The following is a 24,108-nucleotide window of genomic DNA, read 5'->3' as shown; positions in this document are numbered from 1 at the left end:
AGGTCATGACAATGAAGTCGGAACAGACGGATGAGCTTCAGGAAGCGATCGAGGCGTTGGCCAGACTGCGAGTCAGAGGGCCGGCGCTGCTCAAGATCGAGCCGCAAACCGTATCGGTGGACCCCTATGATCCAGAGCTGCAAAAGAATCTAATTGCGCACCTTGGCACAAAGGCCAGACGGTTGATCAATTTTACCGTTGGCCAGTGCTACACCGAGCATGGCTTTCCGGTCTTTGTCGCGGCCAATCACCGGAAGTGCGTGTTTGGCCGCAAGTCCCTCGCGCCTGATCAGATCATCTCGGTCGAAGTCATCGAGACCTTGACCGAAGAAGACAGGCAGCTGTTTCCGTGGGAGGAGCTTCAGAGCAGGACGCTGTTCATGGTGGCGGTTAAATTGGTCACCGCCTACCGCCCTGCCCTGTATCTCTACCTGAACCTCAACAAGCCGATTTCAAGGGATACAGGCATGTACCAGGATGCACTAGCCAGAGCCCAAGCTCTATGCGCTGCCATCCAGAGGTTCAAGGATTCAAACCGGGTTTAACAGGGTGTAAATAGAAAGGGGACCTAATAGGTCCCCTTTTTACAGCTACTTGTTCCGTTTAATTCTGCAGCCCTCCTGGTGCAGCCATCGCATCCGTTGCTCGCTTGGCCGCGCCCTTGAGGTCTACCTCATTGGTAGCCCGGACAGTACGATCTACGCTGTTTTCACGCAGCTGATCGGTGTTCAGGAGACTGCCCTGCCCTGTGAGTGTTTCCAGCGTGACGTTTTCGGTAGTCGGATAGAGGTTGTGCAGGTTCAGGAGATTGACCCACTCAGTAAGGTCAATGGTGTCCCAGTTGAGTTGGCCAATCTCGTCGATCGTAAGCCCACCGCACTCCGGCTCCTCGGCGTCGCCCCAGTTCTTGCCGAGTTGAGGTCTGGCCTGCTCCTGAATGATGCGGGACAGCGGTGAGTTGAAGCAGCAATACGACTCGCGCTCCTCGATACAGAGTCCCGCTACCTTGGTCTTGCAGTACTTGCCGACCTTGTGGCAGTTACCCAGCTCACGCTGAGCATTAAGCTCAAACTCCTCTTGCTCACATTCCCAGATCATTTCTATGATGATCATCGCCACAACATATGTTGTATAAACAGTCATGAGAAATCCTAAGGCGCTTGATGCGCCCTGTACAATCTCTCCCCCAGTTGTTTCACCTAGCATGGCATCTGTAGCCTCACCAGCTGCGGCCCCCGCAGCTCCTGTCCCGCCTTGTTCTGCCGCGGTTCCCATTGCATTAAAGAAAAGTTTATCTAGTTGAGCGGCTAGCTCCTTCTGAACTGTCTCGATGGCTTTATTCTTTAGGCCAATGATGCCGTCGTAGAACGAGGTGAACGGCTTGGTGATGGGCTGGAAGGTATTGATTACGGGATTACGCAAGGTGGCGTAGCTGCTCTGAATGGTGCCCAATGCACTTCCGCTTTCAATGCTCATGATCGCTGAATCGATCTTGGGTACCGCCAGGACCAACGCCAGGTAGTCGCCTACCGAGACGTTAGTTGGCTGCTCGCAGCAGTCCACCGAGCCGCCGATGGCTTTCTTGCACTCACCCGGCTCGGCCTTGAAGATCTCGCACTCAACGTTTGTCGTGGCATCGGCCTCGGCACAGGCCAGATCCTCGCCCATGAACTGCGCAGCCTGAAGCAGTGATGCCGCCTTGTCGAAGTCCTGACTGACCTCTCGCGTGATGCCAATGCACTCCGCGCCCATGCAGCTCACCGAGCGCTGGCAGGCCTCGGGATTATCCACGCAGCCCGGAAACGCCTCGGCCAGATCAATCTTGAGCTTGCACGCAACATTCGAGGTCGCTGCACCACAGTCATAGGTCTCGGTGAAGCGAATACACTCGCCCGTCTCGGTGGCCTCACTGCACACCGACTTCACCAGCCCGCACTGGGGATTGTCAGCCAGCGGGGTGCAGGTGTCCTCATAGCCGTCGATGGACTTACTGGCATCGATCGTGGCAGTCATGCTGCGGCACATGGGCGAGATACCCGAAAGCCCGGTACTCGGGAAATCACTCTCGCACACCCTGACGCCGTTCTGGGTCATACATCCCGCGCCATCCAGCGCCGGCATCTCCGTGCAGCTGTAGGAGACATCGCTGTAGTACTTGGTTGCCTCCTTGGTACGCGCCAGGCAGTCGGCTGGGTCCCAGCCATTGTCCTTTACCGCCTTGGTCGAGTCATAGTTAAGCCGGATACGCCCATAGCCTTCCCCTTCCCCAGTAACCGAGACACGGATCTTGAAGCGCACCGTGGCGCCTGCCTTGACGTTCTTGAACAGGCTGGTGACATCAACCAGGGGGTTGGCGGTCCAGCTCTTGTTCAGCTCACAGGCACCAGCCGTCTCCGGCGGAAAGTTATTGTTGGGGCCCTGCCAGATGAGTTTTTCCTGACCGGCAGGCCCTACCCAGACCTGCATGTAGTCGTCCCACTTGGCGTATTCGAGCTGGGCACTGATCACCGCCTCGGGATTGATCACCGTGACTTCGGTGTACTGCTCCTTGATCGAACAGTTGCCGGACCAGTAGTTGTCACCCACCTCGCCGATCCACAGCTGCATGCAGCCTGCACCACAGGAGTTGAGGTTGGCGGGTCCTGCATGGTGCTCAATCACGCCCACGGTATAGTCATGGTCCGCCTCGCACTGGCCGTTGGGCATGTTGGGCCGGGTGCACTGCTGGAATTTGTTGGTGCTGGCGGTCGGGTCAGTGCCGTCATCGCAGTCGGGAAACAGTCCATCCGCGCTGTCGGTGGCCGTATACAGCTGGTTGGTCTGTTTCATCATGGGATCGTTGGTGAGATCCATCTTGCCCACCGCTCGCGCACCCTGAACCACCTCAAAGGCCTGCCCCTGCAAGGACACCTCACCGCTGTCCTGCTCGGACCTGAGCGTACTCAGGGCTTCGGTGCCAGCCGAGTTCATCGCATCGCCGTCGTTGTAGAGCTGCTGAAGATCCGTAGGGTCCGCAGCATGCGGGAAGTACTTGTTGACCTCATCGCCGGTACCGCCCGGAAACAGCTCATTGACGTTAAGGGAGGTGTTGGCACCCGGTAGTGTGAGCGTGCCATCCTCGCTGTAGGTAGCCAGGTCAGAAGGATTAGGCGTGATCTCTTTGCCAAATTCCTGAGCGGCCTTTCCAACCGCTGCCATGTCCGCCGCCTGCGCATGCTTCTGGTCAATTGGCATCCACAGCATCAGGCCGGTCATGGCCAGCGCCGTCGTTCGATAGAGGAGCCCTGTTCTGTTCATTGTCTACCACTCCCCTATTGAGTCATGCAGCAGTCTTTCCAGCGCCAGATCGTGTAGATCGGGTCCTGTCCTTCGGCTGGAATGGTTCTGGCCTGCCCCCAGATCAGCGTGGACTCGCCAATCTTGTGGCCCTTCTTGGTTTCGGGCAGTGGATGCAGGATGGAAAGCTTGTACTGGCTCTTGGGAAGCGTTGGCGTGATCTCACCGCCACACATGGCGCCATCCCCCATGGTCCCGTAAGCAAGACCGCGACGATGAAGCGCTGCCAGCACACGCGCGCTCAGCAGCGAGCTGCCCTTGATCACGCCCCGATTGCCCGGCACGCTGCCGACCAGCGGGTACAACGTGCCCCAGCTGCCCGCGCACCAGAACATGCTTTCAATGGGGTTGCCGGTAGCAGACGCCACGGCATCAGCGCTACAGGCAGTGGCTGCGACAGGGTTGGCCACCGCAGCCGCTTCAGGGTTGGCAAAGAAAGCCAGCTCGGCGTTGTTCCAGGTCGGGTCCAGCTCGGACATGTACATCACGTCCAGGTCCATGTAGCCGTCGTTCTGGCACCAGCCCGAGGTAAAGAGATCCAGAATCACCAGCAGCGGAAAGGCGTAGTAGTGGTAGTGCATGAACATGCCATCCTGCTTGCCGCCACTGCCATAGCCATGCGTGCCCTGAAAGGTGCGGTCAAACGGAAAGCGCACGCCGTTAAGTACCGATGAGCAGCCCGATACCCGCTGGAATTCCACCAGACGTGCCGGCTCCCACATACCCGAGCTGATACCCGGACGCGGCACGTTGTTGGTATCCCAGCACATGCAGGCCGACTTCTTGCTGGCGCCCTCCGGCACACCGCTGGTTTCGCCTGAGATAGAGACGCCCGCTACCCGCAGGGGAAAGAGGCAATCCCAGCAGATATCCGTAATCAGCTTGGGGCCAATCACATCACCGCTGTAGCAGCCCACCGCTGCAGTAGCCGTAGAAGGCAGTGCGCCCCAACCAATGGCCAGGGCAGTCCACATTAATAGCGCTCTCCAAAAGGACGTCTTCATAGCGCACTCCCGTCCTTGGCTGTCAGCTCCTTGACCACAAACACCTTGCCGTCACTGGTCACGATGCTGGGGGTATGCTCGATCTCGAAGCGCTCGATGATCTCCTTGGTCACCAGGTACACCGGCGCTTCAAAGCGGTTGGAGAGGTCTGTATAGCCTTTCCAGCCCTGCTCCTTGTCCATCTGGGTGGCCAGATAGGTCAGCTGCCTGATGTTTGGCTGTTTGGCTAGTTCAGGAAGAACACGGTCAAGGATCTTCATCTGGCCCGGTACCGATGGATCAAAGATCACCAGCGCCTGCGTAAAGGGCACCTGATCCAGTGGGTTGAGTACCGTACCGGCTTTCATCAGGACCTTGCCGTCTGCGCCAGTCAGATCCTGCAGCACGGTCACGCTGGGATCGATGGTGCGGGTACGCGAGTGTGAGGCAGGCGGAATGTAGTTGAACTGCTGCTTTTGCCAGAACCGTCCGACGGCAGCCTGCTTTTTGGCTTCCCAGTCCACCGAGGCCACGCGCTCCTGCATCATCTGGATCAGGTCCTGTTCGGCAATCTCCATCACCGGGCCCCGGCGGCCCTGATCGCCGGTCTGACCCTCAGCAACCTGCTTTTCCAGCCACTCGGGTGAACTCAAGCCTTCTACCCGCGCCAGCTCGTGTCTTTCGGTAAACTGGGCGTCGCTGCCCTGCCCCATCGTAACCAGCGTAGGCACTTCGGCTACCTTGAAGTCACGGTACAGGGTGGGATCGATTACGAGGTTGGGCAGCGGGTCATACTCGGCGATCAGGTGCTGGTAGTGCTTCATCCCCTCGTCCAGCTTCATGCCTTCCGGTACGCCACGAAATACCAGCACCACGTCCTGACGCTCGGAGGCCATCTCGAAGACTTCCTTGAGCGCCGCCTTGCCCAGGGAGAGCGAGACAAACAGGAGCATGGAGTGATGGGCATAGGTCTCGTTCTTGCGCGCTTCCATTTTGGCCGCCCGTAGCGTGGGATCGGTTTCCTCCATTGAGCGCACCAGCTCGGTCGCCTCCCCCATGGCCTTGTCCATCGAAGAGTTCTTGAGCGTATTAAGGTCAATGGCTGCGCCAGCACCCTGCCTAATAGCTTTGCCCTGCTCTACAATGGCCTGATCCTCGGAGGTCAGCGCCGTACTGCCCAGATGGGTACTGCCTACCACAGCGCTCTTCTCGGTGTCCTGCCGGGGCGTCAGGAAGGTGCGAAGGTCGCGACCCTGCTCGATTTCCGGTGGCATGTTTGCAAGATCAGGAAGGTCAGCGCCAGAGGCGGCCTGGGCCGCCCCCAGCACTAGTGAAAGAGCCAGCATGGCCCTAGAAAAGGGGATACGAGCGTCCAATGATCTGCTCCTTGGTCACGGTTCCCCAGTAGCGGGAGTCAAAGGAAAGCGGGGCATCCCCCATGAACCAGTAGGCGTTGGGACCCAGCGTGCCCTTGCCGATAAAGGACGAGCGCGAGCGCCCGAGCTTGTCGGCATGCACCAAGCCCACGGCCACGATCTCGCCGTTGACCTTGACCTGCTCCTTGAGATTGATCTCGACCTGATCCGACGGCACGCCACGCAGGTACTTCACCAGTCGATGCTCAGGGGTGTAGATGCCCGGAATCACCTTGGGGTGAAAGGCGTAGAGCTTGCCCTTCTCCATGCTCTTGTCGCCGCGATCGATCAGGTAAAAGCTGTAGCCCTTGATGCTGATGACCTGTTGCGGGTCATAGGCAAAGGTAAAGCGGGAAAAGAACATGGCCCCGCTGCCCACGATCAGCGCCGTGGTCAGGGCCATCTTGACCGTGAAGCGGCCCCAGGACTCCTTCTTGTTGACGATACGATCAAACCTTCTCATGGCGGTCTTCTCCTGAGAGGCCAGTGAACGTGTCGCGGCCAGGTGCATCCTGTACAGCGCTGCTGGCTGATGGGCGACCCTCCTCCTTGAGCCTGAAGGTGATACGGCAGTTGGCCAGAATGATCTGGGCTAGCTGCTCACGCATGGCAGCGTCGTTTCGGTAACTCATGGTTGAGTCCTCGCAGGGGCTGACAGGGGATTAAGAGCTGGTACGCCGGAAGCCGAACCGGCGGCTGGCGCACCAGAAGCGGCTAGCTGCTCAACAGGCAGATACAGATCATCAGGAGCGGTTAGGACCGCTCGGGCATCCAGCACCGTGACGCCCTGCGCCTTGAGTTCGAGCACGCGCCGATTGGTGTTGGCCATGATCTGGGCAACCTGTTCGGCAGACGCCCCTTCCCGGCTGTAGCGCTGCGCCAGCGCCACAAAGTCCACCACCACGAGCGAAGGCTGGCTGGTCTCAAGCGCCACGATCCGCTTGAAAAGAATGCCGCAGATAATGAACAGGCTAACTAGTGCCACCAGCATGAGCATTTGCAAGGTCGTCATCGAGCTTTGCTCAAGGGGAACATGGCTTGAAGGTTTGGCCGACGAACCTGTACTTTCCGGCGCTGTAGAAGGTGATTTATCTGCTACTGGTTGCTCTCTGTGAGAAGGCTGCACAGGACTATCCGCAATCGGGTGTGCTATTGACTGGCTCATGGAGTGACCTCCTCTTCAGCGGTGGCAGTGGCTGGCGTGGATACAGGCTTTGCCGCAGAGGCTTCGTCGGTAGCCTCTGGCTCCTCGGGGAGCGTGAGTGGCACCAGTCGGGGTCCCGTCTGAGGTGCGCTGTCTCTGGGGCGGTTGCTGCGCAGCATGCGGGTATGGGAATCCGCAAGCTCGATGGCTTCCTCATCCACCTTGCTGGCAAGATCGCCCCGATCGCGCATGACGGCATAGATGGCGTCGGTGACGCTCAGCCCCATTGCCCGGTAGCGGTCGATCTGGCCAACGTCATTGGGATCGGTGGAGTACAGCAGTTTCTGGAACGGCCCCACGATCAACCGACCCACGCCTACACCTGACTTGCCGCGGATAAAGATCTCCGAGTACACGCCCGATACCGTGTGTACGGTCTTGAGCAGACTGAAGCCTCCCTCGGTTAGGGTTAGCCTGCCAGAGCGCTTGACTGACTCAATCGTTTCGCTGGTCTGTCCCAGCAGGAACATGAAGGCGCTGTTCTCGGCAATGGCCCGGCCTACCGGGTTCTCATACAGGTCATTGATGGACTGCGTGGCGATCAGCACCGACCCCTGATACTTACGGAACTTGCGGTAGGCGTGCTCCATAAACTCTGAGATATCGCCCTCCTTGAGCAGGTCCCAGGCTTCATCGATAAAGACGATCTTCTTTTGATTGCGATCACCGTGATACACCGCCTGCTGGATCTGGTAGATCAGCTGGAGCAGCACAATCTGGCGCAGGTGCTTGCGGCCCTGCAGCTCATCCAGCTCAAGCACCGTGAACTGGTTGGTGAACTGCATGTTGTTCCGGCCATGGAAGTACTTGCCGTAGCTGCCGTCCTTGGTAAACACATACAGCTGGCTGCCCACATCCTTTACGCGCTGGTCATGATGGGCAAGGCAGGCCTCGGCAATGTCGTCCACCAGCATCGCAGTGCCCTTCTGTCTCCAGATGTCGCCCATGAGCCGGCGCGTCTCAGCAATCTGAAATTCCTCAAGGTTGCCCTTGGGCGAAGCCATGGCCATGACCTGCGCGACCAGGGCATCCTCGTCTTCCTCGTAGTCCACCACGATATCGAAGGGGTTCAGGCATATGTTGGAAGACTCTCCAAACTGGACGTAGGACCCCTCCAGCGTGTCGCAGAGCTTCTCGTAGGACTTGCCTGCATCGATCACCCAGGCTTGCGCGCCCTCGCTCATGTAGGCGGTCAGAAGTTCGTTGGCAAAAAACGACTTGCCTGAACCGGACTCCGCTGCAATCACGCCGTTCTTGTTGGTTTCCGAGTCGTGCAGGGACAGTGACATGAACTGCCCGTTGCGCGAGACCAGCCCGACATGAGGCGTGCCGGTGCCCTTCCATTCCCCAAAAAGCGGCAGGAGGACCGTGGCGTGCTCGGAGGTCAGGGTCTTGTAGCGGTTCAGCTCAATAACCGCCTTGTGATCGGCACCGAATGGCAGCGAGTTGATGAGCATGGGCATCTGGATAAACTTGTCCTGCATCATCGTGAACTTGCTTTCCGCCCAGATATCCTGAAGGGCGGTGGCCGCCGATTCCACGCGCTTTAGTGTGGGCGCAAAGATGATGACCGAGTAGTTCATGCGCAACGGGCGATTACCGGCCTGAATGGAGCTTTCGAGTACGTCAAAGCTCTCCTTTTTCTCGCCCAGTACCGGCACGATCTTGAGCAGCGGGCCAAAGGCCTGGTTCACCGTCAGGGTGCGCTTGCGGTCCAGCCTTTTCTTCTGCTTTTGCACATTGGGGTAGTACACGTTGCAGCAGATGGCGTAGTTTTCCTTGATCGACTGCCCCTGCCCGCTCAGGTCTCCGACATAGCCGATGGCGTCACCAAAAAACATGGTCTTGGGCAGGCGCTTGGCCGATAGGATCTTGGCGTAGGTATCGCCCATGCGCAGATGGGTCTTTTTCACCTCAACGTCGGTGTCATAGTCAAAGATCTGCTCATTGATGGGCGAGGTCTCATCCCATGTCTCCTCACCCAGGCGCCAGCTGGAGCGCTCGCCCCAGTTGAGCAGGGTGGTCATGGTGCGCTTGAGCAGGTCGGCGTCAAGCTTGCGCGGCGCAAAGCCGATATTGTTGAGCGAGGACTCCAGCTTTTCCGCTGCCGTAAACAGCTCCTCCAGCTCTTTCTTGCCCGGCAGGCGATCCTTGATCGGGATCTTGAGGGTAATCACCAGCTTCTGGTCATGAATGACGCCGTTGTTGAAGTAGCCCTTGCGGCCACGGGAAATCATGGGCTCACGGGTATGGTGATTAAGAAAGCTGACGCGGTTCTTGACGATCTCGCTCAGGAGCGGGTGATGGAAGTTTTCCCGCAGCTGCTCCATCGACCCCAGGGACGCCTCGATCTCCGGCGACAGGAACAGCAGAAACGAGATGATCGTGTCGTTGGGAAAGGCCTGATTGAGCATGTTGTTGATGCGGTCCTGCAGACCCTGGTCCGCCCCCGGCAGCGGCCGGCACATAAAGCCAACCCCAATGGTGCCGTCGTTGTTGAAGAAGTATTCCTTTTCCTCGTCATAGGCGATCACCGGTGAGAGCTGGGAGGCCCTGACCTCGCGCGGGATAATGCCCTCGGCGTACTCTTCTCTTACGCTGATAAACTCCATTACTGATCCCCCTTGCCACTAAGCCATGCTTCGAAGTTTTTCGGGCGCCCACGCGAAACCCGGCCGTCATCGCTGATGAGGTACGGAATACCGTCCACTCCGAGCAGGTTGGCGGTCACCAGGGACTTGGCGTATTTCTCTTCGGGGCACTTGTTGAGCGTTTCGAGCTGCTCGATCGTGCCGTTCAGGAGGGCATCGAGCTGCTGGCGCTCATCTCTTGCGCAGGCCAGACGCTTGATCAGGCGATTGGACTCATCGCCCAGTGCGGGGACCGGCACAAACACAAAGGTGAACTCGCTGGTGTACTGGTTGGCTTCATTGGCCAGCGCATGGCAGTAGGAACACTGGGGGTCGGTAAAGAACACCACTTCCTTTGCGCCATGGCCCATGCGTATGGAAAGCAGGTCATCAACCTTGACGCCCATCTTCGAGAGCAGGATGCGCGAGGAGGATTCCTGCGCCTGAGCAATGGTGTCGATATGGCTTTGTAGCCAGGTGTCGTATACCTCACCCCTGAAGACATACCGCCCATTGCCGCTGATGAAGTAGAGCTTGCCCTCGGACTGGAGCACCTTCATGCCATCAACCGGAAGGCTGGCCTGCCCGGTAATGGTCTTTGCTGCCTGTTCGATGGTCTGGGGGGTAATAGGCTTGGCAGCCAGGGCCGATTCGGCCAGCCCGAGGCCTACTACAAACGCGAGCGCAAGTTTGAGAGTTGGACGAGACATGCAGACCTCGGGATGCTGTTTGAGAGGTCTGCAAGCGTAAACCCAAGAGGGGGCGGGCTATGGTCGTGGTTGATACCCGCGCGGGTACCAACCACGGGGTTTGGCTATAAAAAAATAAAATATTTTCAGGCAGGAGCTGCTGTGAGGGTAAATTCTGCCTTTTCTGGCAGCTGGATCAGCGATCCGAATCGTAGGTTGCAGTCCCCTCGCCTACCTCGATCCACTGCTCCTCGGGCATACCAGGTTTGCAGATCGACAGGCTGACCGACTGGCCGTCAATCGGCTCGCTCGGAAGGATAGCTGCATGTCGAAACGGCGTGTAATCCGGCGGACGCATGTAGGAGTTGGCACTTCGGTGAAACTCCCAAATGCCATGCTTGCCAGCATTGCCAACCGATTTTTCAAGCGTGTAAGTCACACCACTTTGCAGACGGACAATAAGCATTGGCGCATTCCTGAAAAGAGAGAGTGTACCGAGTTAGGCCGCGTTCAGGGGGACTGACCAGCGTATTTGGTTATAGCAAAAGGCTTACACGACGACAGGAAAAGCCGCTCTTTCTCCAGCAGCGGCAGATCACTAATCTATGCGCATTGGATGGAACGCAGGACGCGCTCAGTCAGGTCAAGGATGATGACCAGGCCAGGATGGCAGCTTGATACGGACATTGAGCACGGTCAGCAAAAACCCGCTTCGGCGGGTTTTTTGTTGGTTGCCGTAATGTGTGTTAGAAACAGCTAATCAATAGTTGCCCCTCACGACCAACATAGTGCAACCATGACCAAAGATTTTATGAGGTTGCCCCTGAGCGCCTTCATACGAGGCCCGCTCCTGACCACGATGGCAGGCTGGATCGTACTCCTCACTTTTTTGGGTTACTGGTTGACTGGCACAGTAGCGCTCTTCATTGACCTCTTTTGGTTTTTAAACGAAGCCAAGAGGATCACGGCGATTACACTGTGCTGGGCTTGGCCTGTCGCCGTCTTTGCTCGATACATCATGGTTTCCGCTTCAAGTAATTTTCGCCCTGAACTCGGCGATACGATCTTTCTGGCCCTGTTGAGCCTAATCCCCATAGCTGCTTGGGTGACCTCCATTTAAGCGTGTGAGGCTGTGCCTTGATCATTTCGTTCTTGGGCTGCCAGTAGGCTATAGATGTCATGGGTTCTATTTGCAGGGTCTGTATCCTCGAAGGTCCACACCTTGCCCTTTTTGCTACGCACCTCCGTTAAATAGCCCCAGCGTGGCATGCCATATTCATCCGTGATTTCCCGAGGTCTGGAAACCCTGATCTCTCCTTCTGCGCAAAGGAGCGTGTTGCCACGATCGAGGGCTGTACGAATAGCCTCTGGACTCAAGTACTCACAGTGCACAACCCGACCATGCTCAAAGGTGGTCTCGTAGATATAAGCCAGATCACCAAAGGCATCAAAGAGAGGCGAATGCCGAGCATCTTGCCCCGTCTTTCGGCAATGCCTTGCCAGCCTCTCAAGCGCGCTGACAGCGCTATACACCGCTGCACTGCAAGCTTTGTCAGCATCGCTCCCAGCCGCTGGGCAAGGATGAATCGAAAGTAGGAGCCTGTGCTGTGCACAGGCTATTGCGGCTGCTAACAGGAGATCAAAATAGCTCTCCTTCACATTCATGCTCCTTCAGCTCCAGCACTAGATAAAAGGAATATCCTCTAAGGCACCCTCTACAGCTTCCCGCGCCTCTGCAATTGCTTTCAGGGATGCGTACTCAAGCTCATCGAGCGAGACGCCATTGAGCCCTGCTGCATACAGGAGTACTTCGGCATCCGAGGCCGACATTCCTTCAGCAACCCGATGCACCTCACAGGCCACCTCGTACTCCCACTGCTCGGCAATCTGCGTAGAGCGAACACGCTTTCCGATGGCGTGGCACAGGTCGAATGCATCGATATAGCGGCCCGCCTCATAGACCGGTACCTGCCCTGCCAGCACCCGCAGGCGTATCGAATCCAGCCCACGAAGACGCGCCAGAAAGAAGGCACTCCAGGTCTGAAGGTTCAAGTGGTACTGGGCCAGCCAGATCTGATCAGAGACGTGTAATGCAGTAGCGGTTTGCTTGGACGTGACCTCGCGCATCTCAAGGGGTGTACTACCAACGTCTCACGGGTTTTCAGGGATGCAAGTGTTAGTGGTCATAAAGAGCCACAAACAAAAAGCGGTAGCTCCAGGGCTACCGCTTAAAGGAGAGGGCGTTAAAGGGAGGGTTAGAACAGGCTCAGTCCGTTGGAGATGAACTGCATGGTGGCCGGCATGGCCGCGATGTGCGAGAGGGTGGAGCCCATGATCGATTCCACGACCGTAGGCGCGTTGTACAGGCCCATGCCCATGGCAAGGCCCACGGCAAAGGTCATCAGCGACTGGCGAACAACGCCAACGCACGCACCGACCAGGATGATACCGATGGCAATGATCCGGCCCAGCGTTCCTTGCGTCCAGTCCACCAGCGTTTGCCACACATCCTCAAACTCGGCACCGCCTGTACCGGCCATGGCCGCTTCCGGTACAACCATCATTGCGCCCATCGCACCCATTACGCCCAGTGTGGCCAGACCACGAGGGGTAACGGTGCGGCGTACCTGATTGGCCTTGGCTTTCAATGCGCTTACTACATCAACCAGCTGGAAGTTCTTGGTCATTGCAATCGCTCCGTACGTTTAGTTTCGTTCGAGATCCCCGGTTTTTGTTCGGTACCGTGACTGCTGGTACTGTTGGTACTGCTGGTGTTGCTCCCACTGCTTACCGGCGAGAGTGCCTTGAGCCTCGGGGCGGCTGTCGGCGCCTCTTCGCCAATAACCCATCTACGCGGCTGAATCTCCGTGTAGATATATCCACTCACCACCAGATCACCGGTGTCGTCCTCCCAGGGTGCGAGCCAGACACGCATCACCTGCGCGGGGGTTCGTACCGGAACCGGCTGATCCGGCAGACGCGGTGACACAAAGGTGCTCACCACGTCCTGCGGGTTCTCGCTGCGGCCGGAGAGTTTTTGCTCCCGGCTTTCTGCGTGTCCCTCATGTTTGCCTTCCCTGCCCTCCCCTGACGGGTCCATGGGCAAGGGCACATTTCCATCGTCGGTCGCGCTGTAGATATCGCGACTCGACTTGCACAACGCATCGCCCGGCATACCCGGACAGCTGTAGTCGTTCTCGCCTACCTGCATCCATGAGCAACCGCTCAGGAACGCTGTCATCACCGCAACTGGAACGAATCCTAACTTGATCATTTCGGTACCTATCCTCGTGGTTGGTACCCGCGCGGGCACCTAAATGAAGATTTCTTGTTAGCACGTCTCTATTCGGGTTACTTCCCGATAAACGGTACTAGCGACGCTCACGTGGGTTACGCTTCTTGACCTGCGAGAACTTGAGCTCCGCCCCTTTGCTCAGCACCAGCTCGATCTGGCGTCCGGCATCCACCTCGATGACCGGAAAGATGTTTTCCGCCATGTCGATGTAGAACTGGGCGATGCGCTCAAGCGCACTCGACGCGCCACTGGCCGCCGCCCCTTGAACCATGTCGGGGGAATAGTTCTGCTGGTACTGCTTGGTCGAGCCAACGTTTCCGGTTTGCAGTACCGGGATGGGGCTGACGTTAAAGGCTTCGGCTGCACCAGAGGCCAGACCGGCGAGCAGCGAGCGCGCCACGATCGAGCCCTGCTTGGAGACCAGACGGCCACGAATACCGGCCTTGCCATCCTCCCCGACTGCATAGGCATCCAGCGCCGCTTCCACCACCTGGCCATCGTTGCGTACGCAGGAGATCCGCTCGCCGCGAAGGTACGCGCGTTCGGACGACAGGTCGCCAAAGCCGCTGATAATGGCGTGACAGTCCCGGATGTCGGCCTTGAACCGGTTGGGCAGGATGGCGTCGTACTGCACCCGCACCATGGCCGGGAAGGGATCGCGCCGTGCGCCCTGTGACGTCGGGGCGTCCATGCCGTTGATCAGCGCGACCGTCACGATCGAAGCAGGCGGCAGATATACCGATTCCTCATCAGCTGCCTTGGGCTTGGCCGCTTCGTCCTCCTTTTCCTGATAGGTCCGGATCTGCATGGGTTCGGGTGCCTTTTGCTGGCGCTCGCCACGGCCAGAGCTGCGAATCTCCGGCCCCTGCCTGTCCGGTCCGGTGGCTACCGCCGGATTGCGGGTAAAGGCTTCACGGACAGGATTAGGGTCGGCCTTGCTGCGTTCAGGCACATAGCGCTCGCGGCTGGTGCTTTTTCTGGACTCCTGACCAGAGGATTCCCCCGGTGCCTGTGCAAAGTAGTTTGGGGCTGTTCCACCAACGCCACTGCTGCGGATTTCGTCCACCTGTGACTGAAGCCCGCCTACCGCCGCCTTGATCTTTTCATCAATCAGGCCGGGGCGGTTGCTGGCTTCCATTTCGCGCGAGAGCACGTCCAGCTTGCGCGACAGGTCGTCCTTGTCCTTGTCAAACTTCTGCAGCTGCGCCACCAGCGAGTCGAGGGTGATGTCCTTGAGGTTCTGGTCGGTAAGGCCAGTCGTGACAGGCTTGTCCGGTACGGTGTTCTTGGGAGTGCGCTCGCCTTCCCCGGCAAAGATGGATATCACCACCCCCATGACGAGCACGCCTGCACCAACCATAACTATGCGTCGATATCTGGGATTCACGTTATCCCAGCGCGCTTTAACCGTAGTGAGCGTATTCATACTTACTGCCCTCCGGAAAGCAGCGATGGCCGTGGCGTGGTACGCGTGCGATCCGGCGCATTACGCATGATCACGAACACTTCGGTGCGCTCCTGCGGGGTCAGGATGTTGCGTGGATAGGCCGCGACGGCCGCCACATCCCAGTTGCCACAGGCCGCTTCCTTGAACTCGACCGGCTGTGAGGAGGTGTTCTTGGCTACCCCGATAAAGACCTTGAGGTTATGCCCGAGCATCTGCTGGCCACGGGAGAAGTCGAAGGCCAGTCCGTTCTGTACGCAGCGCGGCAGGTCATAGGTGTTGCTCCCCACCGGCTTCATGGAGTAACCACTAGGCGTCTGCCCCAGGGCCAGGTCGCGCATGACCTCCTTGATCGTGGCGACATAGGGCTGGCTGGTCTCCCACTTCTCGGCCTCTTCGCTGGCCTGCGGCAGGCGCATGCCGGAAAGACCCTGCTCATCCAGCTCGAAGGAGACCTCACGCGCCGGGATGGTTTGCGGAATCAGCGTAATGGACAGGGCAACGCCGGGGTTGCCCTTTTCATAGATAAACAGGGTAACGGGGGCGTCATCGGAAGACGCCACGTACACAATGTTGTTGAGGATTTCGGTGGTGGCGATGGAAGTGGTCTTGACCACTGGTTTGCCAAAAGGCGTCACTATTCGATTGAGCTGATAGCGGGCAATGGGCACCAGTACGCTTTCACCGGGCTTAAGCCGGATATGCGAGGCATGGTTCAGCTCCATGCTGGCGGGACTGGTGCTGCCCTGTCCGCTACGCGCCTGCGAGAGCGTGATAGGCCGCGGTACGCCTTCGGTCATTACGCTGCGACTGACCGAGGGAATCTCGGGGGTTGTGCTTCGAACCGAGGACGGATGCACCGGCGCCTGTACGGAAATGGCCGGGCCGCCCCCCTCGGCGTGGTTGGCCGGAATAACCGGAATATCGATACCGGCTGCCTGCGTCTGCTGCATGCTGCCCAGGGCAAGGGCCAGCGCTGTCATGAAAGGGATAGGTTTCACAGGTGGCTCCTCTATTTACCGGCTTTGCTGGCGCGCTCAGCCGCACGCTCGGCGGCCTTGCTCTGCTTTTCCAGCACATCAAGCGTGTGGGGACGGTCGGCGTAGGTCGTCATGAACGTGACGACAGGCATATAGCTGTCGATCTTGATCCTGAACTCATAGGTACGTCGGTCACGACGGGTCTCGCCGTTGGGGCTGATCACCGAGCTGTTGCCAAACACAAAGACCTTGCCGGAGGCTCGCTCGAACACCACGTTGCGTGGCTCGAAGGTCATGCTGATGCGGTCCTTTCTGATGATCTCGGCCTGTGACTGGATCGCTTCCATGGCCTCCTGAAAGATGCGCGGCGACAGGAGCGGCTCCAGACGCTCACGCACAAACTGCACATTACCCGGTGTGATGTTGCCCATCAGCAGCGAGAGAAACATGCCCCACGCCTCGTGATAGGACTGCCCGGCCTCGTCAGCGGTAACAAAGGCCTCCTGCTTGAGGGTGTAGGGCTGAAGGATCACGACCGGCTTCTTGAACAGGAGCATGCCCAGCGTGAGCGCCAGGCACACAACCAGACCCACAACGGCGTAGCGGGAATACTTGTTTTCCAGCAGCGCCCAGTTCCACTTGTTCAGCATGTGTCCCATTTTCACGGCAGGACCCTCCGGGCAAACGGGTTGAGCAGGGTCTTTGACGTCGACGGGATTGCGCCTATCCAGTAGGCAATATGGATGAGGTAGCCATCGGCATGACCGTCCTTGTACTTCTGGTAGAGAAACGTCACGGCGTAGCCGATCAGGCCGCACAGGAGCGCCTTGCCGATGGCCATGCCAAAGAGCAGACCGACCCCTATCGGAATCAGCTCATCAAGACTCCAGATCAGGACATGCAGCGGATCATCACAACGCGTGGGGATGGTTATGGCTTTCACAGGTAGAGCCCTCAGTCTGTTACCAGGTCAGGGCTTATTGTGAGGTAAGAGGCAGGCGGGCTATGGCCGTGGTTGGTACCCGCGCGGGTACCAACCACGAGGTTTGGGTGCAAATAATTTAGAAATTTTGAGCACGACAGGATAAAAGCCGCCCAGTCTTCAGAGGTATGGCGCTTGGAAGACTGGGTGGGAAATAACTCAAATCTGCTTTTGCAGGTTGCCTACAAACACACCCATCATCACGCAGACAAACATCATCACGATTGGCAGGATGGCCGGGTTGATGGCAATGGGGCTGATAAAGGCAATCAGTACCGCCTGAGCGGCAACCGAGGCACTGAGCATGCCGTAGCGGTTCCAGACGGGAGAGGCGTAATCGTAGTTGGTCTGCTTGACCCTGCGCCGCATGAGTCCATCCCAGATGGCCGGGATCAGCAGCAGCGCCATATAAGGTAGCCAGATCGACAACAGCGCCAGCCGCGCGCAGATCTGGTAGACCATGTGCATCAGCGCATCGAGCCGGTCCTCCATCCACGAGAAGAGAAAATCGCCCATGCGCTCCATGCCCCGACTGCGAGCGGCTTCCTCTTCACTGGGTATCATCAGGCGATGCAGCGCCGGATAGACGCCGGTTTCAAACACGGCGCCCTTGTACCAGTTCATGGCCTTGGTGTTGACGTAGGCCTGCGATTCCTCGCCCAGGTGGCTACGCACCATGGCCGACTCCTCCCGAATCACCCGCTCGGTCCAGTCGCCCGGAATAAAGACCGTAACCAGCAACAGCTCAATAGCGACGAGGAAGAGTGTCAGCCACAATGGCGTCTTCATATTTGGTACCCGTCAGTATGTCGAGATAGCGATCATGCAGGAGGCTGATCAGCAGACGCCGTGCCTCGGTAATTTCAGCTTGCGTAAGCGGCGTGGCGGTCAGCGGGTCATCGGCATTAAGCACTTCACAGGCAGTCCTGTCAGAAAGCAGGTTCCACGAATGACCGGACCTGTCCGAAAGGGTCACGCCCAGGAGTTTTACGGTAGTGGATATGATCGTATTGACGATGACTGCAAGGCGATAGTAATTATTAAGTTTGCCATCGCCGTTTACATTAAGTACGGCGGCGGTGTATTCGGTCATGGTTTTGTCTACAACCGACCAGATGACCGGGCGGTTCTGGTGCAGGATTCCCTCGCCAATATGGTTATAGACATTTTCCATGTAGGCGTTGATGCGTGCCCAGTCAATATCAAGTATTTCCCAGTAATGAATATGTTTATTCAGTGAAGTAATGGCCCTGAATCTTCGATTGAATCCCAGTGGCTTGATTATAAGATTTACTTCCGGGTTTAAGGTGTAGTAGTTGGAATTATTCATAGGTCCGTCCAGGGCTCAACTAATGTAGAATCGGGATTCTTCCCTTGATTACTTTTCCGCCAGATAACTTCGCAAAATATTCAAGATTCGGTAGCATGGTTAAAAGTTGGTAATCAAGCAGAGGCACCAACTCCTCCATAAGTCGCTCACCCTGTCCACCGCCATGAAGTAACGGGCCCTCTCCCCCGGAATTCATGTTTTGAGACCGTACTACATATTTGATACGGGTTTCGGGGATATCCTTTACAAACTGTTCCTGTGTTTCAGCATCTTTTAAGCGCAGTGCAATGGTATTGTTAACATTGCCCAGTACTTGTTGCGCCTTGTGCTCACTGCCAAGTCGCGCACAGAAATCCGCATAAGTTTGGGTAGCCACATATAATGTCAATTTGGCTCCCCGGCCCTTGTTCAACAGCATGATAAAGGGCTCATTGATAACTTCGGCCGCCTCATCGACAAACACATTTACTGGACGGTTATCCACCCCAAAGTTATAGCGATCACCGGCAACTGCGGTCAGGTCCGAAAGTAGAATAGAACCAATGGCTGACGCAACCATGTTATCAGTAAGAGAATCCAGCCCAATATAGGTAATTGCGCCCTCATTTATTAATAAGGCGCTATCAGTTATAGGCCTGTCATCGGTAGGGTCTTCAGGGTCAGGCGAAAGCAGTGGGCCAAGATCGCCCGAGGTCAGCATGTTCAGGACGGGCAGGAGCGTTGCGACCATCTTGGAGAAGTGCGCGCTGTCATGCTCAAACATGTTGAGCAGCCCTTCCAGTTCTGAACTGGCCCGCACCGGTTGAATGACCTGCTTATAAAACGCACTGGCCATCAGTGCCTTTTTGCGGATTGGCAGTGGCTCCAGCCATTTATCAAACAGGGCCACCATCATGGACTCCCAGTCCTCACCCAGTGCCTGCCGGGCATAGGCCGAGACGGTACTGATCACAAGGCTGTCCACGCCGCCTTCAAGGTAGCGACGCAGCAGCTTGAGTGTGGGTCGCTTGTCGATGATGTACAGCCCCTGACAGACGTTGTTCAGTGCCTGCCAGCCAAAGCTCTTGAACGGGTCCGAGCCGGTTTCCGAAGGAATCAGGGCGGCGATGCGTGAGGCAATCTCGGTGACGCGGGTAAAGTTCTGCAGCGGGTTGATGCGCATGCACTCATCCGGAAAGGCCGGGTGAAAGCTGTAGAACGGACGCTCCACAAACGCCGCTGCACGACGGGCATTCTCGCGCATCTCCTTGTCACCCTTCGGGTCAATGATCAGCACGGCCTCACCGCGCAGCGCTTTCTGGCTGATAACGAGGTCAAACAGGCGGGTCTTGCCCGCACCGGTCGTGCCCTTGATCAGGACGTGCCCTTCGGTGTGAGGAATCGGCTGAGTGATCACGATCTCACGCGGCTCAAGCCCATGAATCCATGGCGCACCCATCTGCATCTCATCCCTGCCCTCAATACCCTTGCTGGCGCGGGGATTGACGATCTCGGACAGGTTGCGCTTGAGGATCTCGTATACCAGCTGGCAGTGTCGGTTCTCCCAGTAAAAGCCCTTGCCCAGCCATAACTGATCAGGATTTTTTCGGATGGCCTTGTTCAGCCCCTCAAGGGTGATGAATTCGAGTTTCTTGCCCTGCAGGTTGCGCTTGACGTAGTGCAGGCGGATCGCCGCCGGCAGGCGACTGATGGCCATGATCGAGCAGATGCTGCTCATCCAGTACACCGGCTCGGGCGGCATGTCGGTGACCTGATTGACCAGGTAGGCGACCGAAGACGCAGCGACCCAGCCCATGCAGGCCATAAATTCATAATTGGGTCGAAAGGGCATCTCATAACGATCATTCATGGCCGCCCTCCCGCTCAGGCGCCTTGGGTCTCACGTAAATGAAGTACCTGTCGACTTCCAGGTCATAGCGGGCCGTTTTTTTCCTGATGATGTAGCGCAGCGCCTTTTCCAGATCCTTGCGTCTGATGTTGGGGTAGTCGGCGCTGACCATATCCAGGCACGCTATACCGGCAGCAATCCCCTTTTTCGTCTTGCGAAGGGTGTCGGGTAGCCAGCGACCATAACCTCTCATGATCATCTCGAAGAGTTCCCCAAGGCATTGTTCTGGTGTCGCGCTGGCAACAAACTGGACATCCAGCTCTACATGCTCATGCTCATCGCATGCCTGCTCTACCTCGGACTCCGCCAGTTCATGCATGGGGTCGATCACGATCTGGACCGGCTCTGGCGCAAGTGGGGTATTGAGGGCCTCGACTGTATGCAGGTACTTGATGGGCACCGGTCTTGGTTGCTCCAGGACAATGGGGACCGGTCGCTCTGAATTTTCAGCTACTGCTGTGCTGGCGGCGCTAATGTCTACAAACCGGTCCAGTCGCAGATCCGGTACTTTCATATTGAGCGGTTTGAAACCGTCTACCGAGCCAGGCAGGCGCGAATCGCTGTGCCTGATCTCCTCGGCCTTTGATCGCCGGTGCCGAGGCTTGCGTTGGGGAGGCGTTATGAGGGCGTGTTGGCCAGTGCTTTTTCTATCAGCCTGCCCTGACATAACCTGCTCGGTCGGACTGACATTAACCGGTTGCCTTGCCTGATCCACCGGCGCACCAAAAGGCAGGTCCATGACTTCAAAGCAGGCGTCGTCCTGATGCACCACGGGCACGACAGGCTTTAGTTCATCATCTACAAGGTCCAGCAGGCCTGGCATGGCTGGACGAGCGTCGTCAGGTACGGCGGCCTCTGTCTGCTGAGCCTTGGTTTTCGCCTTGCTGGATGTCTTGTGGCTACCGCGCTTGGGCTTGCGGCCGGTATCAGGTTCGAGCAGCTGGAAACCATGCATTTGCTCGACGTCCCGCTCCTGCGCCTCAATGGCTTCCAGTTCCTGCTCGTAGGCGTCCAGTGGAGGCCCGGCCAGTGTTCCAAAAAAATCCGCGCCCAGGTCCATGCCAATAGAGCTTTCCGATACAGGAGCGGGTTCTGGATCTGCCCCTGAACCGCTGATTGTCTCTGCCTCAAGGCTTTCGCCTTTCGGCTGCGGTCCTTTGGTGACATGTTCAAGCAGAGCATCAAACTCGCTGGTTGCCTTGGGAGATACCGCTGATACGTCTTCCTGCGTAGATGATGTCTCTGCCTCTAACGGGCCAGTGGCAGCAATTCTCTCGCCTGCCTTTGCCTTTTTCTTCCGTCTGGCTGTTCCCTTGTCAGTTGCGTCAGTTGCGTCAGTTGTCTCGGGTGAGACGGTTTGCGCCGCGTCCTTCTTCTGAGCAGCTGCATCGGACTGCGTAATGGCCTGCCCCTTTTCAGGCGCATCGGTCAGTACACCCTCTATCGGAGCCGGTAGCCCCATGGGGTAAAAGAGGCCGGTCTCCTGAATCTTGAGCAGTGCCAGTACCGGCCCCTCGGTCTCTCCAAATTGAGGCCTGATCGCCCAGTAGCGGTAGGTGATGACGGGTTCGCCCGGGCGGGTTGGCTCGATCTCACGTGCGGTTGCGACCCCACATTGAATCAGCATGTCTGCCTGAATAGCGATGTCCTTGGGAATGGCCTGAATACCGTCCTCGTTCAGGCGGTCCACCACATCACGTGACGCCGCCTTCCAGTTGATGAACAGGCCTTCCTTGAACACGTACACCATGCCGCCGGGTTCATTGATCTTCCAGCGCCCGGACTTGATCATCCGGCGAGTCCCTTCCACCAGGTAGCGCTCAACCGAGGGCATAAAGGCCTGTGAGCCATCCCCACCGCCGTTGAGCTTCAAGTCCAATGTGACACTGGCCTGATCTGCCTTGAGGACTACGTGGGCAATCTTGGACTGCACGGCGTAGCCACCAATGGCCTCGTCGATCTGGTCCAGCATTTCCATGGTGTTATCCGGCGTCAGAAAGGTCCGCGTCTGTTTGGGAATCAGAAGACGCGCAATTCCCGGTCCATGAAAGGCATGGCGGTTATGCAGCCGATCCTCGCGCCACGACACAAAGTAGCGCTGGACCTTGTTGTCCCGCGCCCAGGGCACCAGCCGGTAACCGTACTCCTGAAGGGCAAAGTTCCAGAGCAGGCCCGTGTCGCTGGTGATCTTCATGTCGCACACCGGCTTGCCGACGTCATGCAGCAGACCCGCAAGGGCAGTTGCCACACGCCAGACTTTTTCCCGGTTGCGCCGCTCGCGAGGCGTGGCGTCCGCGTCATAGATGACCGCCCCGCTCATGCGCGCTGCATGAAAGGCCACCTCAAGGCCGTGGCGCAACAGGCCGCCGCGCCCCTTGTGGTGGTGATCCTGCGAGGCCGGCAGCAGATGCACAAACTCGGCATAGCGCACCAGGACCGGATCGATAACCGTCCTGAACTCCTGCTCGGAGAGCCCCAGCGACTGCTTGAGGCGCGCTATCTGGGTGCGATGCCCCGCCAGAAGCCTGCGTGGCTCGATGATCTCGCAGCCTTCGGGAAAGGGTGGATAGCGCGTACCGGGATCGGCCTCAAAGTCGGGCAGATAGATGTTCTCGACAAAATACAGCGGGGCACTGGAGCCATCGGCTGGATTTCTCTTCTGCCTTCCTAAAAGACCACGCAAAAAACTGAACATGACGTGCTGCGACTCCAGTCAATCGATCCTGAAAGCTATCGTCGCAGATTTTTTTGCTACCAAACCTCGTGGTTGATACCCGCGCGGGTACCAACCACGAGGAATAGCCACATATTTTTGTTCGTAGACTGTTCCCACCCCACCACGGAGCAGTTCACATGAAGGCTTACCTCGCTACTGACGGCTGTGTTCACCTTGTTTTGAAGACGCAGGCCGAGATCGATGCACTCTGGTCCATTGCCAGTCACATCGGCGGAACGACCCAGACCCTGCGGGCAGTGTTTTGTGACGGCACAACGGCTGAGCCGGGCCTTCAGGACGCCCTGCTGCCCTTTGCCTCGAAGCATGAGACCGACACCCCCAACCTCCAGCCGGGCGATCCCAGCGCTGTGCTGGAAAACCAATACGGCCAATATCTGGACGGCACCCTGTTCTTTCGCCCGCTCGCGCGGCGCAGGGGCAGCCATGTTTAAGATCATTCTTCCCCTTGCCCTGGCCACCGCTGCCCTGTCCGGCTGCATGGGCCTGCAAGCCAGGCTGCACCCACTGCCTGAGATACCGGACGAGCCCTCGCGCGAATGGGTAGAGATGAACCTGCCCGAGTTCAAGCGCATCGCTGAGCAATACCCGACCGAGGAAAACAGGGCCGCGCTTAACCGTCTGGAGATGTATGCGGCCTACTACAAGGAGCTGACCTTACGCGCCTCACGGGTGGACCGCTCGCTGTCACTGGCATGGATCAACACCGGCCGCGCCGGTGCCGCCATGCGCCAGCCCGCCTACGTCCACTCGCTGGGCGGTGACTTCAACACCGAGACCCGCAATGGCGCGGCGCTCGATCCACGGCGCGGCATCGTCTACGACCCCACCCGCGCCCGGACGCCCTCCGTACCCATGGTGCCGGTAGTACACACCCAGACCTTTGCGGCACGTCCAGACCGGGCGCGCGGCTACTCCATCTATGAGACCTCCCGCTGGGTACGTTACTGCGACAACGGCAAGGGCATGGACGAAGCCGACTGGCAATTTGTGACCGATGAAGGCCAGCAGCTGGGCATTCCGGACTACCTCACCGGACGGTGCCGCGCGCCCGCCTATGACTACAACAGCTATCTGGCGGCATGGCGGGGCTTTTGTAGCCGATCAGACCTCTCGGCGCCAACCCGCGCCATCGTGAAAAGCAGTGTGCGGCCCAAGTCCATTGGTGGCTGCGCGGCCCTGAACATCCACTGATCCT

General features: G+C 57.9%; 23 protein-coding genes. 3 read left to right on the top strand and 20 right to left on the bottom strand.

Translation table 11 applies throughout. The annotated features are described in order from the left end of the window. Window positions 1-5 precede the first annotated feature (5 nt). Window positions 6-545, top strand: coding sequence for a hypothetical protein (locus HMPREF1487_RS23965; RefSeq protein WP_010799376.1), 540 nt, complete (start codon window positions 6-8; stop codon window positions 543-545). Window positions 546-603: 58 nt separating this feature from the next. On the opposite strand, the gene traN is transcribed toward HMPREF1487_RS23965, so the two are convergent. The 9 genes from traN to HMPREF1487_RS23920 form a co-directional block, all read right to left on the bottom strand. Next, window positions 604-3,297, bottom strand: a complete 2,694-nt coding sequence (traN, locus tag HMPREF1487_RS23960) for a conjugal transfer mating pair stabilization protein TraN (protein ID WP_010799375.1) — start codon at window positions 3,295-3,297, stop codon at window positions 604-606. Window positions 3,298-3,311: 14 nt separating this feature from the next. Continuing rightward, the gene (locus tag HMPREF1487_RS23955) at window positions 3,312-4,340 is read right to left on the bottom strand and encodes a TraU family protein (protein WP_256205780.1); all 1,029 of its coding nucleotides are present in this window, start codon (window positions 4,338-4,340) and stop codon (window positions 3,312-3,314) included. Further along, entirely contained in the window at window positions 4,337-5,695 is a 1,359-nt protein-coding gene (locus tag HMPREF1487_RS23950) for a TrbC family F-type conjugative pilus assembly protein (protein ID WP_010799373.1), read from the bottom strand. The genes HMPREF1487_RS23955 and HMPREF1487_RS23950 overlap by 4 nt, the downstream gene beginning before the upstream one ends. After that, a complete protein-coding gene (locus HMPREF1487_RS23945) occupies window positions 5,670-6,197 on the bottom strand; it encodes a S26 family signal peptidase (RefSeq protein ID WP_010799372.1) in 528 nt (175 codons plus the stop codon). Before HMPREF1487_RS23945 ends, HMPREF1487_RS23950 begins: the two co-directional genes overlap by 26 nt. Further along, a complete protein-coding gene (locus HMPREF1487_RS23940) occupies window positions 6,184-6,366 on the bottom strand; it encodes a hypothetical protein (protein WP_010799371.1) in 183 nt (60 codons plus the stop codon). The genes HMPREF1487_RS23945 and HMPREF1487_RS23940 overlap by 14 nt, the downstream gene beginning before the upstream one ends. Continuing rightward, on the bottom strand, window positions 6,363-6,899 hold the full coding sequence (locus HMPREF1487_RS26490; protein ID WP_010799370.1) for a hypothetical protein: 537 nt from the start codon (window positions 6,897-6,899) through the stop codon (window positions 6,363-6,365). Before HMPREF1487_RS26490 ends, HMPREF1487_RS23940 begins: the two co-directional genes overlap by 4 nt. Continuing rightward, on the bottom strand, window positions 6,896-9,550 hold the full coding sequence (gene traC / locus HMPREF1487_RS23930; RefSeq protein ID WP_010799369.1) for a type IV secretion system protein TraC: 2,655 nt from the start codon (window positions 9,548-9,550) through the stop codon (window positions 6,896-6,898). The genes HMPREF1487_RS26490 and traC overlap by 4 nt, the downstream gene beginning before the upstream one ends. Next, on the bottom strand, window positions 9,550-10,278 hold the full coding sequence (locus tag HMPREF1487_RS23925; RefSeq protein ID WP_010799368.1) for a thioredoxin fold domain-containing protein: 729 nt from the start codon (window positions 10,276-10,278) through the stop codon (window positions 9,550-9,552). The genes traC and HMPREF1487_RS23925 overlap by 1 nt, the downstream gene beginning before the upstream one ends. Window positions 10,279-10,453: 175 nt before the next feature. Then, complete coding sequence (locus HMPREF1487_RS23920; RefSeq protein ID WP_010799367.1) at window positions 10,454-10,723, bottom strand: hypothetical protein; 270 nt, start codon at window positions 10,721-10,723, stop codon at window positions 10,454-10,456. A 330-nt stretch (window positions 10,724-11,053) separates the two neighbouring features. Between HMPREF1487_RS23920 and HMPREF1487_RS23915 the strand changes: the two genes are divergently transcribed. Continuing rightward, complete coding sequence (locus HMPREF1487_RS23915; RefSeq protein ID WP_010799366.1) at window positions 11,054-11,377, top strand: hypothetical protein; 324 nt, start codon at window positions 11,054-11,056, stop codon at window positions 11,375-11,377. A 563-nt stretch (window positions 11,378-11,940) separates the two neighbouring features. On the opposite strand, the gene HMPREF1487_RS23905 is transcribed toward HMPREF1487_RS23915, so the two are convergent. The 11 genes from HMPREF1487_RS23905 to mobH form a co-directional block, all read right to left on the bottom strand. Then, window positions 11,941-12,384 carry a hypothetical protein gene (locus tag HMPREF1487_RS23905; protein ID WP_010799364.1) on the bottom strand — a complete coding sequence of 148 codons (444 nt, stop codon included), beginning with the start codon at window positions 12,382-12,384 and terminating at the stop codon, window positions 11,941-11,943. Window positions 12,385-12,512: 128 nt separating this feature from the next. Continuing rightward, window positions 12,513-12,944, bottom strand: coding sequence for a TraA family conjugative transfer protein (gene traA / locus HMPREF1487_RS23900; RefSeq protein WP_010799363.1), 432 nt, complete (start codon window positions 12,942-12,944; stop codon window positions 12,513-12,515). Next, entirely contained in the window at window positions 12,941-13,531 is a 591-nt protein-coding gene (traV, locus tag HMPREF1487_RS23895; RefSeq protein WP_010799362.1) for a type IV conjugative transfer system lipoprotein TraV, read from the bottom strand. Before traV ends, traA begins: the two co-directional genes overlap by 4 nt. Window positions 13,532-13,628: 97 nt before the next feature. Then, the gene (locus HMPREF1487_RS23890) at window positions 13,629-14,978 is read right to left on the bottom strand and encodes a TraB/TrbI/VirB10 family type IV secretion system protein (protein ID WP_010799361.1); all 1,350 of its coding nucleotides are present in this window, start codon (window positions 14,976-14,978) and stop codon (window positions 13,629-13,631) included. A 2-nt stretch (window positions 14,979-14,980) separates the two neighbouring features. After that, window positions 14,981-15,997, bottom strand: coding sequence for a TraK domain-containing protein (locus HMPREF1487_RS23885; protein ID WP_010799360.1), 1,017 nt, complete (start codon window positions 15,995-15,997; stop codon window positions 14,981-14,983). Window positions 15,998-16,008: 11 nt separating this feature from the next. Next, on the bottom strand, window positions 16,009-16,635 hold the full coding sequence (locus HMPREF1487_RS23880; protein ID WP_084213928.1) for a TraE/TraK family type IV conjugative transfer system protein: 627 nt from the start codon (window positions 16,633-16,635) through the stop codon (window positions 16,009-16,011). Between the two features lie 2 nt (window positions 16,636-16,637). After that, a complete protein-coding gene (gene traL, locus HMPREF1487_RS27030; RefSeq protein WP_010799358.1) occupies window positions 16,638-16,919 on the bottom strand; it encodes a type IV conjugative transfer system protein TraL in 282 nt (93 codons plus the stop codon). A 198-nt stretch (window positions 16,920-17,117) separates the two neighbouring features. Then, the gene (locus HMPREF1487_RS23870) at window positions 17,118-17,747 is read right to left on the bottom strand and encodes an IncC plasmid conjugative DNA transfer DtrJ family protein (RefSeq protein WP_010799357.1); all 630 of its coding nucleotides are present in this window, start codon (window positions 17,745-17,747) and stop codon (window positions 17,118-17,120) included. Further along, complete coding sequence (locus tag HMPREF1487_RS23865; protein ID WP_010799356.1) at window positions 17,704-18,288, bottom strand: hypothetical protein; 585 nt, start codon at window positions 18,286-18,288, stop codon at window positions 17,704-17,706. The genes HMPREF1487_RS23870 and HMPREF1487_RS23865 overlap by 44 nt, the downstream gene beginning before the upstream one ends. A gap of 19 nt (window positions 18,289-18,307) precedes the next feature. After that, window positions 18,308-20,137 (bottom strand): conjugative transfer system coupling protein TraD, encoded by a 1,830-nt coding sequence (traD, locus tag HMPREF1487_RS23860; RefSeq protein ID WP_010799355.1) that lies wholly within the window; start codon window positions 20,135-20,137, stop codon window positions 18,308-18,310. Continuing rightward, window positions 20,130-22,871 (bottom strand): MobH family relaxase, encoded by a 2,742-nt coding sequence (gene mobH, locus HMPREF1487_RS23855; RefSeq protein ID WP_010799354.1) that lies wholly within the window; start codon window positions 22,869-22,871, stop codon window positions 20,130-20,132. Before mobH ends, traD begins: the two co-directional genes overlap by 8 nt. Before the next feature lie 345 nt (window positions 22,872-23,216). Between mobH and HMPREF1487_RS23845 the strand changes: the two genes are divergently transcribed. Next, on the top strand, window positions 23,217-24,104 hold the full coding sequence (locus HMPREF1487_RS23845; RefSeq protein WP_177325234.1) for a hypothetical protein: 888 nt from the start codon (window positions 23,217-23,219) through the stop codon (window positions 24,102-24,104). The last annotated feature ends 4 nt before the right edge of the window (window positions 24,105-24,108 follow it).

Origin of the sequence: Pseudomonas sp. HPB0071, from assembly GCF_000478505.2 — a bacterium.
Taxonomy (GTDB): Bacteria; Pseudomonadota; Gammaproteobacteria; order Pseudomonadales; family Pseudomonadaceae; genus Chryseomonas; species Chryseomonas luteola.
This window is presented reverse-complemented; position numbering and strand designations above follow the sequence as displayed.

Bases quoted from the DNA above. Each gene is read 5' to 3' on its own strand.
- HMPREF1487_RS23955 (WP_256205780.1), bottom strand. From the start codon at position 4,340: ATGAAGACGTCCTTTTGGAGAGCGCTATTAATGTGGACTGCCCTGGCC.
- HMPREF1487_RS23945 (WP_010799372.1), bottom strand. From the start codon at position 6,197: ATGAGAAGGTTTGATCGTATCGTCAACAAGAAGGAGTCCTGGGGCCGC.
- traA (WP_010799363.1), bottom strand. From the start codon at position 12,944: ATGACCAAGAACTTCCAGCTGGTTGATGTAGTAAGCGCATTGAAAGCC.
- HMPREF1487_RS23915 (WP_010799366.1), top strand. From the start codon at position 11,054: ATGACCAAAGATTTTATGAGGTTGCCCCTGAGCGCCTTCATACGAGGC.
- traV (WP_010799362.1), bottom strand. From the start codon at position 13,531: ATGATCAAGTTAGGATTCGTTCCAGTTGCGGTGATGACAGCGTTCCTG.
- traN (WP_010799375.1), bottom strand. From the start codon at position 3,297: ATGAACAGAACAGGGCTCCTCTATCGAACGACGGCGCTGGCCATGACC.
- HMPREF1487_RS23905 (WP_010799364.1), bottom strand. From the start codon at position 12,384: ATGCGCGAGGTCACGTCCAAGCAAACCGCTACTGCATTACACGTCTCT.
- HMPREF1487_RS23865 (WP_010799356.1), bottom strand. From the start codon at position 18,288: ATGAATAATTCCAACTACTACACCTTAAACCCGGAAGTAAATCTTATA.
- mobH (WP_010799354.1), bottom strand. From the start codon at position 22,871: ATGTTCAGTTTTTTGCGTGGTCTTTTAGGAAGGCAGAAGAGAAATCCA.
- HMPREF1487_RS23845 (WP_177325234.1), top strand. From the start codon at position 23,217: ATGAGACCGACACCCCCAACCTCCAGCCGGGCGATCCCAGCGCTGTGC.
- HMPREF1487_RS23890 (WP_010799361.1), bottom strand. From the start codon at position 14,978: ATGAATACGCTCACTACGGTTAAAGCGCGCTGGGATAACGTGAATCCC.
- HMPREF1487_RS23920 (WP_010799367.1), bottom strand. From the start codon at position 10,723: ATGCTTATTGTCCGTCTGCAAAGTGGTGTGACTTACACGCTTGAAAAA.
- HMPREF1487_RS26490 (WP_010799370.1), bottom strand. From the start codon at position 6,899: ATGAGCCAGTCAATAGCACACCCGATTGCGGATAGTCCTGTGCAGCCT.
- HMPREF1487_RS23965 (WP_010799376.1), top strand. From the start codon at position 6: ATGACAATGAAGTCGGAACAGACGGATGAGCTTCAGGAAGCGATCGAG.
- traD (WP_010799355.1), bottom strand. From the start codon at position 20,137: ATGAATGATCGTTATGAGATGCCCTTTCGACCCAATTATGAATTTATG.
- HMPREF1487_RS23925 (WP_010799368.1), bottom strand. From the start codon at position 10,278: ATGTCTCGTCCAACTCTCAAACTTGCGCTCGCGTTTGTAGTAGGCCTC.
- HMPREF1487_RS23940 (WP_010799371.1), bottom strand. From the start codon at position 6,366: ATGAGTTACCGAAACGACGCTGCCATGCGTGAGCAGCTAGCCCAGATC.
- HMPREF1487_RS23880 (WP_084213928.1), bottom strand. From the start codon at position 16,635: ATGGGACACATGCTGAACAAGTGGAACTGGGCGCTGCTGGAAAACAAG.
- HMPREF1487_RS23870 (WP_010799357.1), bottom strand. From the start codon at position 17,747: ATGAAGACGCCATTGTGGCTGACACTCTTCCTCGTCGCTATTGAGCTG.
- traC (WP_010799369.1), bottom strand. From the start codon at position 9,550: ATGGAGTTTATCAGCGTAAGAGAAGAGTACGCCGAGGGCATTATCCCG.